This is a genomic window from Spirulina major PCC 6313, from assembly GCF_001890765.1.
GTDB classification, from domain to species: domain Bacteria; phylum Cyanobacteriota; class Cyanobacteriia; order Cyanobacteriales; family Spirulinaceae; genus Spirulina; species Spirulina major.
Map to the genome: position 1 here is coordinate 3,121,070 of NZ_KV878783.1, position 13,924 is coordinate 3,134,993.

Here is a 13,924-nt window from a genome sequence, read left to right on the forward strand (position 1 = left end):
CAAAATAGGGAGCAGGATGCTCCCACCCCATCAAAATCAAGATGCCGCCGTACATTTCAACTTTTGTCCTGTACTCAGATCATCCTTATTCTTTGCTTGATTATTCTCAATTCATTAACTGCTATTCCAATATAGCAATATTCACTTACTTACTTGAGTAACCACAATAAATAAAAATCGTTAAAAATAAGGCATTACGCTTGGCTTTAGATGATATTTCTATTTTCCATTTTCCCTAGGGAGAACCCCATTGACTGTAGTTGTATTCCACCAACGGCACTTCCACCACCTCACTGTAGAGGTGTTCAAGGCGGGTGATGTTGTAATGGAGCGTGTAGCGATCGAGCACTCGTTCTCGTGCCTTTTGGCCCAGCAATTTCACTAATTCCGGATGATCGCGGCAAATCGGCAACAGGGTTTTTAACTGGCCCGTCACATCATGGGTATCCATCACCATCCCCGCCCCCTGGTCAATCACTTCCCCATCCGCTCCGGCATCGGTGGCAATGCAGGCCACCCCGCAGGCCATCGCCTCTAGAAGTGCCAACGATAGCCCTTCCACCAACGACGGCAAGATAAACACATCCGCCGCCCGCAAAATCTCAATTCGTCGCTGCTCGTCCGCCTCGTAGCCGTACCAGATGATTCCATCTTGGGGGCCGTAGAACTGTTTCAACGAAGCTGCTAGGGGGCCATCACCCACGATCAGGAGTTTCGTTCGGGGGCCCATGGGGGTCTGTTTCCAGGCTTTTAACATCGCTTCCACATTTTTTTCCGTTGCGATCCGTCCCATGTAGACGTAGAGACGTTCGGCATTGAGGCGGGTTTTGAGGGGGGAGGAACCGGGGAAGTATTTTTGAATATCCACGCCGTTGGGGATGATCGTGACGCGGCGATCGGGTACACCTAAACGGACGAGGAGGTCTTTTTGGATGTTGGAAAAGACGATGACGCGATCGTAATTAGCCAGAAAGGGGGCGTAAAACTGATAGGTGAGGTATTGGGTGCTGGATTTGAGGTTGCGGATTTTGCTGTCAAAGGGGGGGTGGAAGGTGGCCACGAGGGGAATATTCAACGTGGTGCAAATGTCTGGCAGGCGGAAATCGAGGGTAGAAAGGGTGAGAGAGGCATGGACGAGATCGGGCTTGAGGTGTTGGAGCGATCGCATCAAAACCCGACTCGATTTTAGGGTCGGAATCGTGTAAACCTGGGATTTGTAGAGAAAGGGCAGGGCGATTTCCGCACAGGACGAGGCCACCGGAGCGTGAGCCGAATCCGGTTGGGCAAAATGGAGAAAACTGACCGGATGCCCACGGTCTAAAAGTGCATTGGTAACCTCTCGGCCATAGGTGACATTGCCACAAAACGGCGTTTTTTTTCCCAACCAAGCAATGTGCATGCATTCAGAGGAGTGGGCGCAGACTGTTCGTTAAGGAACGCAACATTTGCCCTAACTTTCCGTAACATTTGTTGATGTTGATGGTACCACGCCGCTACGGGAAATAGACCAACTCAGCAAGCCTCCGAGCAAGACAAGGAGAGCTAAAGCGTTTAAAACCGGCTGTAATCCCCAAATTGCCGCCGCTACCCCGGCTAAGGCGAGGGGAAGGGAGAGGGCAATATTCACGGCGTTGTTTTGCAACCCAAAGACTTTGCCGCGCATGGCCTCTGGCGTTTCCGATTGAATCGTGGTTTGCATCGGCACGCCCACGAACGCGCCACAGAAGCCCAGGGCAGCGGTGGCCAGGAGTGCGCCCACCAATTGGGTACTCCACCAGGACAGGGCGAATAACGAGAGAGCCATGCCTAAGCTGCCGAGGAGGGTGAGGGAGAGATGGGGGAAGCGTTGACCCCAATGGCCCAAAATGAACGCCCCGATCGCCATGCCCACGCCCCCAGAGGCGAGGAGAAACCCGAATTGCTCCGGTTTGAGGCCGGGAATATCGGCGGTGAGGGGGACGGCAAGGACAGCGAGGGCGGCAAAGACGCTAAACAGGATGATTAACTGCACCATGGCGTTGCGGACATGGTGATGGTCTTGGAGGTATTGCACGCCGTCTCGAATGTCTTGGAGGACGTGGGGCCGTTCAATATCTAAGCTGTCGGCGGTTTCGCCGGTTTTGAGGCAGAGGAGCAGGAGACCGGCGATCGCATAGGCTCCGCCGACGAGCAATTCCCGCCCAAATGTCCAGTGAGGATTCAGGCTTTGGATGCTGCTTTGCACGAGGGCGAGGAGGGGTTCACCGACGGCAAAACCGACGATCAGCAGCACCATCATTGTGGTGGTGTAGAGGGAGTTGGCGGGGAGGAGTTGCGATCGCGGCACAATCAACGGAATCGCCGTCTGTTCTGCCGGGGCAAAAAACTGCGTCAGGGTAGAGACCAAAAACGTAATCACCAACAAGCCCACAAAGCCGATGGGAACCGTCCACACCTTGCCCCAATCCTGCGTTGCCCACAGCAAACCAGGAATCAACAGCACCAAACCACCGCGCCACAGATTCGTCCACACCAACACATCCCGCTTCACCCAACGATCCACATAGACCCCCGCCAATGACCCAAACAACACCGCCGGAATCGTAAAGGCAATCATCACCGCTGATACCCAATTACTAATAAAGTCCTCGTTGGCGTGGAAATGGCTACTGATCAAGGCGATCATCAAGACTAGATACACCTTGTCGGCTAATTGCGAAAAGATTTGCCCACTCCACAGGACAAGGAAGCGACGATTGCGGAGGATGGGGCCAAAGCCGGGGCCATGGTCGGGGGTTGGATCTGTTTCAGAATCACGGTCAGGGGATGCCATGGGCAATTCCATTGCATCGGTGTCGTCGAGGGTGCGCATAAGACTGATTGAAACAACAGAGTGCCGCGTCAAGATAAACGATTTGGGTTTTTGTAGGGTGCTGAAGCGCGAAGCGTAACGCACCGTCCTATTGAGTTTTGGCGATTCAATATGATTCTCAAACTTGGTCTTGATACGGCAAGAGCTTAAACGTTTTTAAAACTCTTCTATGAATAAGGTATCAAGTAATGCAGCCGAACGAATGACATTGCCGAAGTGATATTGCGTATATTGCCGGAGGATGCGTTCGATGCCGCGCCAAGCGAGGGTGCTGCCAAGCTGGGGGGAGGCGATTAAGTCGGGGTGGGTTTGGCTGAGTTGTTGGAGGAGGTAGGTTTCGAGGTTGGTGAGGTAGGCGTGGCAGCGGATCGCGGCGGGGGCGGGCAGGAGAACGAGGCCGCCTTGGTCGAAGTCCAGCCCCACCCGCCAGCGGGGGTTATCGAGGGGAGGCGCGATCGCTGCCCCCGTCACGCAACAGAGATCCCATTGCGGCGCAATCCCGCCCCAGTGCAGCAGATGGATCACGCCTTGGGTGAGTTGGGCGACGCGGGTATCGAGGGAGGCGGTGGGGTTGAGGTGGGTGAGGAGGGTGAGGTGTTGGAGCAGGAGGTGATAGAGGTCGGCGGGGCTGTGGTCGCTCTGGGCGAGGGTGAGAACGAGTTCGGCCCAATATTGCGCGATCGCTAATTTGGCCAGGTCTCGACTGAGGGGCGCGAAGGATTCCCGCGTTTCCGCTTGGATCACCCGATCGAGCGATCGCCCCTGCACCACCAGCAAATCATTGACCACAAACAACTCTAGCCGCCCCCGCAGGGACGACTTCGGTTTTCGCGCTCCCGGCACTACGGCCCGCAGTAAACCGCGATCGGGCGAAAGGATCGTGACGAGGCGATCGCTTTCGCCCATGGCCATCCCCTTCAAGACAATGCCCGTGGCGGTATAGGTGCGACTCATGGCGATCGCCCCCAGCGTTTAACCAAAACAACCCCTAGCGATTGGAGAAAATATAACCCACCCCAATCACCAGGCCAAACTCCGCATCATCGCCCAAAAAACCCACATTCAACCCGGCATTGGCGACCCACTTATCGTTAAATCGCACATCCAGGCCGCCGGTAATCATCGGGCCCACGTTATTGTCCACCCCAGCATCCGCTGCCGTGTCATTGGTGGTGAACACCACGCCACCCCCCACGTAGGGACGGAGTAAAGCAGCTTCAAAGGGGTCTACATTGGGCACGGTAAAGTCGTAGGTGACCGGCACGAGGATCGCCACATTTTCCCCAATAATAGCCCCGGGACGGAGCGACAGATTATCCCCGATCGCAATTTTGGAAATGATCGCAAAAGAGGTATCGCCAATATCAGTATCACCCTCTAGCCCTAAATTGATCCCCGCTCCCACATAGCTCCAGGGTCGATTCACAAAGAGATTACGATTCACCTGGGCGACTTCTGGGGGGGCTGTCGTGGCCGTGGTGGGAGTGGTGGGCATCGTGTTGGTGCTGTAACTGGTCAGCGCGATCGCTGAGGTTTTGTCGGTGGCCAGATCCGCCAGACTGAGAAATTCGACCTTTGCGTCGTTTTTGGCGGGGGCTTGGTGGTGGGTGGGAATGGCGGTGCGGGTGGGAGGCGCGATCGCTGAAGTGGGCATCGCTTCAGGCACAGGGATCACGGTGGGGAGTGGCTCCGTCAGGCCACTTTCCGGAAAGGGGAGCGGGGTCGCGACCGCCTCAGCGGTCATCGGCCCTTCCGGGAACGGGAGCGGTTCGGCCTGGGCCATGGAAGGAAACACGATGGAAGCAATCACACCGGAACTAATTGCGATCGCGGTTAATACGGTTGAGTTCATTCTGGTCACTCCTCATGCGAAAAATACGTGCAGGATACACCTTGCTCCTAGTGTACGTGCCAACGCCCAATTCTGAGACCGAGCAATGGCCAGGATCGATCCTATCCCGATCAAATGATGACACCGAATCAGATGCGTCTGTTCTCCCCTCGCCTGGCGTAACAGACACGGCAACAGGGCCTCAGTCACGCGGCTCTCATCCCGACGCTGACCTTGTCGGTACAGCGCGGGACTTCCCACCGATTAGCTAAAATGAAGAAAAATGCCGTCCTTGCGCTATGAATTCACCCGACTTCCAACACCAAAAACGCCGCGTTGAGACTAAAACAGAGCCAACGCCCAAGGCGATGCCCATGGGAACCTTTCGGATTAACTTCATCCTGAACCAAGCCCAGCGGTGGTTTGACGGTTTGCCGCCGTTGGGCAAGTTGTTCATTGTGCTATTGGGAACCTTTGTGGTGCTCTCGATCCTCAATACCGTGCTGCGCATTTTGAGTGCGTTGGTGGTGGTGGGGGTGATTGCGATCGCCGTTTACGCCGGCTATCAATTTTTCAAAACCGCCGAGGCCGAGCAATCCCCCCCGCCGGATTCTGGCCAGTCCTAGTGCCGTGTCAAGGAGTAGTTTTAGAATCTTATTGAATCGCCCAAACTCAATATAACGGTGCGTTACGCTTCGCGCTTCAGCACCCTACGAGTATCCTGATTCTTGGCATTGACACGGCACGAAACTAACCCGGCTAGGGGCCTAGCGTTGGCGCTGGGCGGTGGGCAGATAAAGCGTCACCGTCGTGCCTTGATTGACACCGGCACTGGTTAACTCGATCGCCCCGCCCATGAGTTCGAGCAAATTCCGGGCGATCGCTAACCCCAACCCCGCCCCATTCACCTGAGGATTCATCAAGACAAAGGGGCGAAACAGTTTTTTCTGCTGTTCGGGCGCAATCCCCACCCCAGTATCTTGAATCGACACCACCGCCCATTGCCCGCTAGAACTGTGGAGATTTTGTAGCAGCGGCGGCAACGACACATTAGACCCTTGTACTCCTGAATGCATCGCGATCGCTGTCTTGATCGAAATGTGGCCAGCGGGGGTGAATTTAATCGCATTGTCTAAAATACTCAAGAAAACCTGGCGCAATTTCACCGGATCAGCATAGATGAGAATATCATCGGGCCAGGCTTGGATGTCCAACAGTAGCCCCTTCTCCGCTAGGGACATGGTTTCTAAGGCGATCGCATCTTCGAGCACCGTCATTAAGGGAACGCGCTCAATCTCCACATCTAACTGACCCTTTTCCAACTGGGATAAATCCAAAATATCGTCAATGATGCCCTTGAGAGTGAGCGTGGACTGCCGAGCTTTTTCTAAGAATTCTTGTTCCTCGGCATGGGTGTCACAATAACCATCTTGTAGGATTTGCAACGAGCCAATAATGCCGTTTAACGGGGTACGGAGGTTGTGGGAAACGGTGGATAAAAATTCACTTTTGAGTTGATTGGCTAACTGCGCTTCTTTCCAAGCGCCTTCGAGTTCTTCTGCCCAGCTAATTAAGCGGCGAATCATGTTATTAATCGCCCCGGCTAACTGATTGAATTCCTCAATCTGAAAGTTTTTGGGAATGCGTTCGTTGATGTAAAGTTGTTCTTCTTGGAGAACATAGTCGCGTAATTGTTCTACGGGTCGCGCCATGTCGCGGGCGATGAGGAGGATGGCTCCCACGGTGAGGCCCATCATGGTTACGGTTAAGAGAATCAGCCCGGTGAGGAGGGTGTGGTGGATCTGGCGGATGGGCTTGAGGGTGTTGGCGAGGGGGGCGATCGCGAACACGACCCAGCGTTCCCTGGTGTTACCGATTAGGGGGTTGGCAATGACCTTGTAACCGGCGATCGATCGCGCCCCATTGTTTTCAAAATCCACCAACTCCATCACCCCCATCTCACCCACGAGGGATTGATCTAAAATCTCTTGGATTGTTTCGCGATCGTCATCAGACCATTGGGCAATGGATCGGCTGCTTTGACCCGATGACCGATGTAGCACTATTGTACCGGTGTCGTCGATGATGACCGGATAGCCCGCGAAGGCGTTGGCGCGGTCAGCCAACGAATGGGTAAAGGTGGCGCGGGCCACTAAGGCGAGATTACTCGCTGTGGGATTGGCTGCGATCGCCTCCATCGGCAGCGCCAACGCCACGCTAAACCTAGGTTCGCGATTGGGCGATGGGGGAAGGGGAGCCATGATGGGATCAGGGTGCTCCGGGGACGGTGTGGCAAACACGGGCCAAGACGGGGAGGCGGGGGGTGCAATGCGCTCCTGGTGACAGGTGCTCGCGAGGACGGTGCGGGTTTGGAGATCTTGGAGTTGTAAACAATCCAGCGCCGGATGGAGGGATTGGCTAATCGTGGTGAGGGAGGCTTGTACGTCCGATGAGGTGGAACTCAGGGCCGCGAAACTCTGCCGGACTAGGGTGAGTTCGCGGTTAACTTGGGTGATTTCGTACTCAATATCGTAGCTGTAGCGATCAGCACTGGCGGTTAAATGATTTCCCACGGATTGCCGCATGGCCATGCGTGCTTGGCGGTAGGTCATGCCATAGGTAATCATGACACCAATCACAAAGGCGGGAACCGTCAAAAACAGCAGTCGGATCAGGAGCAGACGGCGAAAGGAAGAGGGAGAGGGCTGTAGCATACCGCAACATGCGCAAAAAAAGAGTCACCAAAGGAAGACGCGATCGCCGTCAAGGGTCATATAGATCCTTACCCATCATCATAGGGGAGGGATTCTCTCTCCGTTGAGATTCCACCGAATCCACAAATAAATTTAATCGGGAGGACAGGGGCCGATGGTTCATCCTTACTGCACCGTAGTTTTAGCAATTACCGCCGATGGCAAACTGAGCGATGCTCCCCTGAGCCCAGCTCGCTTTGGATCAGCGACGGATTTGGCCCACTTAGAAGCTCAGGTGGCCCAAGCGGATGCGGTGCTGTTTGGGGCCGGCACATTACGGGCCTATCAAACGACGGTGACGGTGCGCGATCGCACCCTCTGCACCCAACGCCACAAGCGCGGCCAAACGCCCCAACCGATCCATTACGTCTGTTCCCGGCAGGCTGACCTTGATCCCCGCTGGCGATTTTTTCAACAACCCACCCCACGGGGCTTAATCACCACCACTAGGGGCGCGACTCATTGGCAGGGACGGCCAGAATTTAACGCGATCATCACCACAGGAGAGGCGATTGACTGGGGTCAGGTGTGCTCAATCCTGGGGGATCAGGGGATCGAGCGGGTGGCGGTGTTGGGTGGGGGGCAAATCGTCGGATCGCTACTGCGTGGCGGGTGGGTGGATGAACTGTGTTTAACCCTTTGCCCCCTGATTTTGGGGGAGGGTGTGCCGTGGCTGGCGGAGCAGTTACCGGCGGGGGTGGGGTTGGAGTTGTTGGCCTGTGAGGCGATCGCGTCGGAAGTGTTTTTGCGCTATCGGGTGATGCGGGGCTAAATCAGGCCCGGCGGTGGGGTGATTTCGAGGCGATCGCCCTCTAGATCCACCACGGGCACGATCGCTTTCACAAACGGGATTAACACCGTTTTGGTCGGGTCATCGGCACGGCGCACTTCGAGCAAATCATTCCCCGCCGATCGCAGATCGATCACCTCACCGACCACCTCGCCGCTGGCTTGATCAATCACCGTCAGCCCGATCAGTTCCGCCACATGAAATTCACCCTCTTCAAGTTCCGGCAATTCCGCATCACTGACCAAGAGCGTCGCGCCGCGTAGGGCTTCGGCTTGGGTGCGATCGCTCACCTCCGCCAACCGCACGATATAAAGGTTTTTCCCCGGCACGGGCCGACCCCGCACCAACTCCACCACCTCCGGCTCTGCCCCCGGTGCGCGTCGTAACCAACGCTGCCCCGGTTGGGTAAATCGCTCCGGAAAATCCGACAGAGACAACACCCGCACTTCGCCCTGTAACCCTTGGGCCGAAACGATAGTGCCAATTTCTAACCAGTCTGCATCAACCATGAGCGATCGCGAATTTTGCCTAGCCAGAATAGCACGAAGCACCACCCATCCACAGCATCGCGCTCCGAGTCCTCTGCCTAGTGAGAGATATTAGCATTACTGATCTGAGTCTTGGGAAAGATTCAGATTCTCAAACCGTTTTGCCATACTTAGGTTTAAGACAATTAACCGAATCTCTTGTCAACACGCCTGACGCTGCTTTACAAAGCTCGCATTTTCAGAACTCAACCGGTAGCGGAATTGCAAATCCCCTAAGTCTGTCTGCGTCAGTCCCGTCAAATTATTGAGATCACACGTTACTCATTTATCCCCTAATATCCGCACCATGAAATCCTCTTTGGTCATTCTTTACCACCGTGAACCCTACGACGAAATTATCGAAAACGGGGTTGTTCGCTATCGCCCAAAGAAAAGTCCCAATGGGATTATGCCCACCCTCAAAAGCTTTTTTGGTCACGTTAATCGAGGTACTTGGGTCGCTTGGAAACAGGTGACAGAAGAACAAAAATCCACCTTTGAAAATCGCATCACCGTCGAAGAAGAAAATAATAATTACAGCGTGCTCCGGATTCCCCTCTTAGCGGATCAGGTCAAACACTTTTACCACATCACCTCAAAAGAAGCCTTTTGGCCCATTTTGCACTCTTTCCCCTGGCAGTTCACCGATGAATCGTCAGACTGGGAAAACTTTAAAACCATTAATCGCCTCTTCGCTGAAGCTGCCTGTGAAGAAGCCGCCGAAGATGCTCTGATTTGGGTGCATGACTATAATCTCTGGTTGGCTCCGCACTACATTCGCCAACTAAAACCCGACGCGAAAATTGCCTTTTTCCATCACACTCCCTTCCCCTCGGTGGATATCTTCAACATCCTGCCCTGGCGGGAGCAAATTGTGGATAGTTTGCTCTGCTGTGATGTGGTGGGCTTCCATATTCCTCGCTACTCGGAAAACTTTGTCAATGTGGCGCGGAGTTTGCGCCCCGTCGAAGTGCTCAAGCGCGAAGATCCCCCAGCCCACATGACTAAAACCGGGACGGCTTTGGCTGAACCGGAAATGATTTCTCAACTGGGGTATAACGGTCGAGTCGTCAATATCGATGCGTTCCCGGTGGGGACGAACCCGGAGCATATCCTAGGGGTGTTGGCGCGGCCCGAAGCTAAGCAACGCTTAGCGGCAATGCGCGAAGAGTTTGGCGATCGCAAACTCCTGATCGCTGCCGGTCGTGTGGACTATGTCAAAGGTAATAAGGAAATGCTCCTCGCCTTTGAACGTCTCCTCGAACGTCGTCCGGATCTCCACGGCACGCTGAATTTCCTCGTTACCTGTGTCACCCCTGCCGCCGGGATGCGGATCTACGAAACCACCCAGCACGAAATTGAGCAACTGGTAGGACGGATTAACGGGCGATTTTCAGAACTGGGCTGGACTCCGGTGCTGCTGTTCACCGAACCCCTCAACGCCATTGACCTGATGTGTTACTACAAACTCGCCGATGTTTGTTGGACAACGCCCCTCCGCGATGGTTTAAATTTGGTGGCGAAGGAATATGTGGTGGCTCATAAGGAGGATACTGGGGTGCTGCTCCTGTCGGAATTTGTCGGCGCAGCGGTGGAACTGCCGGAAGCGTTGCTGACGAACCCCTATTCTCAAGAGAAAATGGATGAGTCGATCGAGTTGGCCCTGGCGATGCCCGAAGCGGAACAGCGGGAACGGTTGGCGAAAATGTACGCCACCGTCACCACCTACGATGTGAAATATTGGGGCGATCGCATCCTCAAGATCTTTAAAACCCTCCAAGCCGACGCGGAAAAAGTGCCCCAAGGCGTAGCCTAGTTCTCCACTGGGTGCTGAACCTGCACTGCATGATAACCCCGGATTCTCGATAGGAATTCGGGGTTTCGTGGTGTAACTTTCGTCTCACGTTCCCGGAGTTTCCCGCACGATTCACCCAACATCTTGGTTAACTTGTGCCAGCGGAAAAAATATCGCACACTGAAGATACCTCTCGCTGAATACAACCGTTATGGCTCTTTATGCAGAACTCCATCGTCATTTAGGTGGTTCCGTGGTTCCCCGCATTCTTTGGCGATATTTTCAACGCTATGAGCCGGATTTGTCCCAACGGTTTCCAGACTATGACCCCTTTGAAGATTTCTACACCCGCCCCCGCGAGACGTTGGATGAATATTTAGAGCTGCATACCTTAGTGGAAAGTGTGCAAACAGAAAACACCTTGCCCTATTTCATCTATCGCCTGTTACGGGGGGCCTATGTCTTTGAAAATCTCGCCTATTTAGAACTGCGTTATACCCCCTATTACCGCACCGATCACGATCGCTCTGAAGCCGAACGCATTGACCAAATGCAGCGCATTGTGGAAGTGGTGGGCAAAGCGATGCAGGGGGTGGAACATCCGATCATTACGCCGCAAATTTTATGTATGCATGTGCGGCTTCCCTATGCGGTGAATCGGGCGATCGTGGATTTAGCGATCGCCAATCCCGATCTCGTTTGTGGGGTGGATTTGGCGGGGGGCGATAACCATTATGGCGATCGCATCGAGGAGTTGGTGACGTTGTTTGACTATGCGCGATCGCACGGTGTGAAGACCACCGGCCACCTCTACGAAACCGCCGACGGTTGCCATCCCCAATTGCTGCCCTATTTACAACGCATCGGCCACGGGATTCAAATCCCCCTCCAACATCCGGAACTGCTGCGGGAAGTGGCCGCCAATGGTCAATGTTTAGAGGTGTGCCCCACCACCTATTTTCAAACCGGCGCGTTAGAGGATTTATCGCAATTAAAAACCGTGTTTCAACGCTGTTTTGATGCGGGGGTGGATGTGGCGATTTGTACCGATAATGCGGGGCTGCATAATGTGCGCTTGCCCTTTGAATATGAGAATTTATTGACCCACGATATTATTAATTTTCGGCAACTCCAAGCCTGCCAAGATGCGGCGTTTCGTCATGCCTTTGCCTGGCCCCATAAACAGCCGCCCACGTTGCTGTTAAATACCCTGCTCCAAGAAGAACCGCCCGCCGATGCCACCTCAATTTATCCCTAAGTTGCAGGGTTTTAAAACTGGGATATAAGCGGTTAAGCTTGGGAGGCAAGGGGCTGAAGCCGCCTTGTCTGCTTTGATTGGCTTGTTCTTTACTTCCTCAGTGTTGCCATGGTGCGATCGCCCCTGATCTCTTTATCCTTAATCGCCACCCTGTGGGGACTGCCGAGTCTGATCCAGCGGCTCCCGGCGGCGATCGCTGCCGAAACCAATCCCCTTGTGGAGTTAACCCAGCAGGGCCTACAGCAGCTAGAGTCTGGCCAATTTGAAGCGGCGTTGCGTACCTATCGACAGTTGTTAGACCAGGCGGAACGGGAGGGGAGCGATCGCGCCCGTGATGAGGCTCGCCTTGGCCAGGCCAAAGCCACCCTCCTCGCCCAACGGTACAGCGAGGCAATCCCGCAGTGGGAGCAGATTGTCACCCATGAACGCCAGACCCCCAACCACAGCGGCTTACCCCTGGCGTTAACAAATTTGGCCCTGGCGCAGTTTGGGGCGGGACACTATCGAGGGGCGGAAACAGCCCTGCGGGAGGCGGTGACCGCGTGGGATAGCCTGCGGGCGAATTTGGCGGATCTCGACCAAGTGACCCTCTTTGAACAACAAGCTCACACCTATCGCCTCTTGCAAAAAACCTTGGTGGCCCAGGGAAACACCGATGCGGCGCTGGTGGTTGCCGAAGCGAGTCGGGCGCAATCCTTGGTGGAACAGTTGGTGCGCAAGCATCGCCCCACGGCCGCGCCGCCGCTAGATCTTGAAGCGATCCGCACAGCGGCTAGAACGGAAAAGACAACCCTGGTGATTTATGCCTTGGTGGGGGATGAGGTGCGGGTTTTGGGCACAGAAGCCAATGAACCGACGACGCTCTACAGTTGGGTGGTGTCGCCCCAGGGTGCGATCGCTTTTCACACCCTCGATCTTGAAGCGGCGGGCATTGAGTCACTGCGTACCTTTGTCCGCCAAACCCGCACCCAACTCATCGATCGCTTTGGCCGAGGACGAGTGACCACAACGCTCCCCGGTGACGGCGCGGCGGACTATCTCTATCAACTCTTGATCGCGCCAATCGCGGCCCATCTGCCCCGCGATCCCGCTGCTTCGGTGACAATTCTGCCCCAAGATGCCCTGTTCCTCGTCCCCTTTGCCACGCTGCGCAATCCTGCCGGAAATTATCTAATTGAATCCCACACGCTGCAAGTTGCGCCCAATGTGCAGACCTTAGCGATCGCCGCCACCACCCCAGAACGTTCCTCCCAAGGAACCGCCGTGATCGTTGGCAACCCCACCATGCCCACCCTGCCCCAACAGGATCGCCCCCTCAGTGCCTTACCCGGCGCGGAACAAGAAGCGATCGCCGTGGCGAACCTCCTCAACACCACCCCCTTTCTAGGATCACAGGCCAGCTTCACCCAGATTCAGCCCCACCTCGCCACCGCCTCCGTACTCCACTTCGCCACCCACGGCCTGCTCTCCTGCGTGGACACCCAAATCGACCCCAACGAAACCCTGCGCTACGAGTTGCGCTGTCCTGACTCCCAACTGGATTGGTACGGTAATGCGATCGCGCCACCTGCCAGCACGGCCCGTGAAAATAATGTGTTTGTCAATCCCGGCGCGGTGATTGTGGGGGGCAATGTGTTTGTGGGTGGGGAGGCGGCGGAAACGGCCCTCGCCCGCGAAAAAGTGGTGCGCGTGGATTTGCCGGGTGCTCTCGTTCTCACCGCTGATGATGAGTTTGCCACGAGTGATCTTAAGGATGGCTTTTTAACCAGTCGGGAAATTGTGGCCTTGGATTTAACGGCGGATTTGGTGGTGTTGAGTGCCTGTGATACCGGACAGGGAAGGATTACGGGGGATGGGGTTGTGGGGTTGTCGCGATCGTTTTTGGCGGCGGGGGCGGAAAGTGTGGTGGTGTCGCTCTGGGCGATTCCGGATATTCCGACGGCGATGCTGATGACGGAGTTTTATCGCAATCTCCGCAGCAATCCGGATAAGGCCGCCGCCCTCCGCCAAGCGATGCTCACCACCATGGAACAATACCCCGATCCGTTCAACTGGGGCGCGTTTGTGTTCATGGGCGATCGCACCTGAATAATCGGCTACCCTCTTGAAAACTGATATA

The 13,924-nt window shown here is 55.1% G+C and carries 11 protein-coding genes; 5 read left to right on the forward strand and 6 right to left on the reverse strand.

Translation table 11 applies throughout. The features are described from left to right. Window positions 1-235: 235 nt before the first annotated feature. From SPI6313_RS13715 to SPI6313_RS22370, 4 genes are all read right to left on the reverse strand, one after another. Window positions 236-1,399 carry a glycosyltransferase family 4 protein gene (locus tag SPI6313_RS13715; protein ID WP_072621509.1) on the reverse strand — a complete coding sequence of 388 codons (1,164 nt, stop codon included), beginning with the start codon at window positions 1,397-1,399 and terminating at the stop codon, window positions 236-238. Between the two features lie 51 nt (window positions 1,400-1,450). Then, a complete protein-coding gene (locus SPI6313_RS13720) occupies window positions 1,451-2,851 on the reverse strand; it encodes an MFS transporter (protein ID WP_084669027.1) in 1,401 nt (466 codons plus the stop codon). Between the two features lie 156 nt (window positions 2,852-3,007). Continuing rightward, a complete protein-coding gene (gene recO, locus SPI6313_RS13725; protein WP_072621510.1) occupies window positions 3,008-3,805 on the reverse strand; it encodes a DNA repair protein RecO in 798 nt (265 codons plus the stop codon). 34 nt (window positions 3,806-3,839) lie between these two features. Continuing rightward, a complete protein-coding gene (locus SPI6313_RS22370) occupies window positions 3,840-4,703 on the reverse strand; it encodes an outer membrane beta-barrel protein (protein WP_084669028.1) in 864 nt (287 codons plus the stop codon). Window positions 4,704-4,981: 278 nt separating this feature from the next. Here SPI6313_RS22370 and SPI6313_RS13735 point away from each other — a divergent pair, with 278 nt between their 5' ends. Next, window positions 4,982-5,308 carry a hypothetical protein gene (locus tag SPI6313_RS13735; protein ID WP_072621511.1) on the forward strand — a complete coding sequence of 109 codons (327 nt, stop codon included), beginning with the start codon at window positions 4,982-4,984 and terminating at the stop codon, window positions 5,306-5,308. A 141-nt stretch (window positions 5,309-5,449) separates the two neighbouring features. Here SPI6313_RS13735 and SPI6313_RS13740 read toward each other — a convergent pair whose 3' ends face one another. Beyond that, complete coding sequence (locus tag SPI6313_RS13740) at window positions 5,450-7,396, reverse strand: ATP-binding protein (protein WP_072621512.1); 1,947 nt, start codon at window positions 7,394-7,396, stop codon at window positions 5,450-5,452. A 154-nt stretch (window positions 7,397-7,550) separates the two neighbouring features. On the opposite strand from SPI6313_RS13740, the gene SPI6313_RS13745 reads away from it, so the two are divergent. Continuing rightward, window positions 7,551-8,207 carry a RibD family protein gene (locus SPI6313_RS13745; protein ID WP_072621513.1) on the forward strand — a complete coding sequence of 219 codons (657 nt, stop codon included), beginning with the start codon at window positions 7,551-7,553 and terminating at the stop codon, window positions 8,205-8,207. Here the strand turns inward: SPI6313_RS13745 and rimM are convergent. Continuing rightward, complete coding sequence (gene rimM / locus SPI6313_RS13750) at window positions 8,204-8,734, reverse strand: ribosome maturation factor RimM (protein WP_072621514.1); 531 nt, start codon at window positions 8,732-8,734, stop codon at window positions 8,204-8,206. The genes SPI6313_RS13745 and rimM overlap by 4 nt on opposite strands. A gap of 325 nt (window positions 8,735-9,059) precedes the next feature. Between rimM and ggpS the strand changes: the two genes are divergently transcribed. The 3 genes from ggpS to SPI6313_RS13765 all read left to right on the forward strand — a co-directional run bounded on the left by ggpS (window position 9,060) and on the right by SPI6313_RS13765 (window position 13,893). After that, window positions 9,060-10,568: a glucosylglycerol-phosphate synthase gene (gene ggpS / locus SPI6313_RS13755; RefSeq protein WP_072621515.1), complete on the forward strand. Its 1,509-nt coding sequence runs from the start codon at window positions 9,060-9,062 to the stop codon at window positions 10,566-10,568. A gap of 190 nt (window positions 10,569-10,758) precedes the next feature. Then, a complete protein-coding gene (locus SPI6313_RS13760) occupies window positions 10,759-11,805 on the forward strand; it encodes an amidohydrolase family protein (protein WP_072621516.1) in 1,047 nt (348 codons plus the stop codon). Between the two features lie 108 nt (window positions 11,806-11,913). Then, complete coding sequence (locus tag SPI6313_RS13765) at window positions 11,914-13,893, forward strand: CHAT domain-containing protein (RefSeq protein WP_072621517.1); 1,980 nt, start codon at window positions 11,914-11,916, stop codon at window positions 13,891-13,893. Window positions 13,894-13,924: the final 31 nt, after the last annotated feature.

What these genes read in the sequence shown, in the direction of transcription:
- SPI6313_RS13715 (WP_072621509.1), bottom strand. Translation starts at nt 1,399, where the DNA reads ATGCACATTGCTTGGTTGGGAAAAAAAACGCCGTTTTGTGGCAATGTC.
- SPI6313_RS13720 (WP_084669027.1), bottom strand. Translation starts at nt 2,851, where the DNA reads ATGCGCACCCTCGACGACACCGATGCAATGGAATTGCCCATGGCATCC.
- recO (WP_072621510.1), bottom strand. Translation starts at nt 3,805, where the DNA reads ATGAGTCGCACCTATACCGCCACGGGCATTGTCTTGAAGGGGATGGCC.
- SPI6313_RS22370 (WP_084669028.1), bottom strand. Translation starts at nt 4,703, where the DNA reads ATGAACTCAACCGTATTAACCGCGATCGCAATTAGTTCCGGTGTGATT.
- SPI6313_RS13735 (WP_072621511.1), top strand. Translation starts at nt 4,982, where the DNA reads ATGAATTCACCCGACTTCCAACACCAAAAACGCCGCGTTGAGACTAAA.
- SPI6313_RS13740 (WP_072621512.1), bottom strand. Translation starts at nt 7,396, where the DNA reads ATGCTACAGCCCTCTCCCTCTTCCTTTCGCCGTCTGCTCCTGATCCGA.
- SPI6313_RS13745 (WP_072621513.1), top strand. Translation starts at nt 7,551, where the DNA reads ATGGTTCATCCTTACTGCACCGTAGTTTTAGCAATTACCGCCGATGGC.
- rimM (WP_072621514.1), bottom strand. Translation starts at nt 8,734, where the DNA reads ATGGTTGATGCAGACTGGTTAGAAATTGGCACTATCGTTTCGGCCCAA.
- ggpS (WP_072621515.1), top strand. Translation starts at nt 9,060, where the DNA reads ATGAAATCCTCTTTGGTCATTCTTTACCACCGTGAACCCTACGACGAA.
- SPI6313_RS13760 (WP_072621516.1), top strand. Translation starts at nt 10,759, where the DNA reads ATGGCTCTTTATGCAGAACTCCATCGTCATTTAGGTGGTTCCGTGGTT.
- SPI6313_RS13765 (WP_072621517.1), top strand. Translation starts at nt 11,914, where the DNA reads ATGGTGCGATCGCCCCTGATCTCTTTATCCTTAATCGCCACCCTGTGG.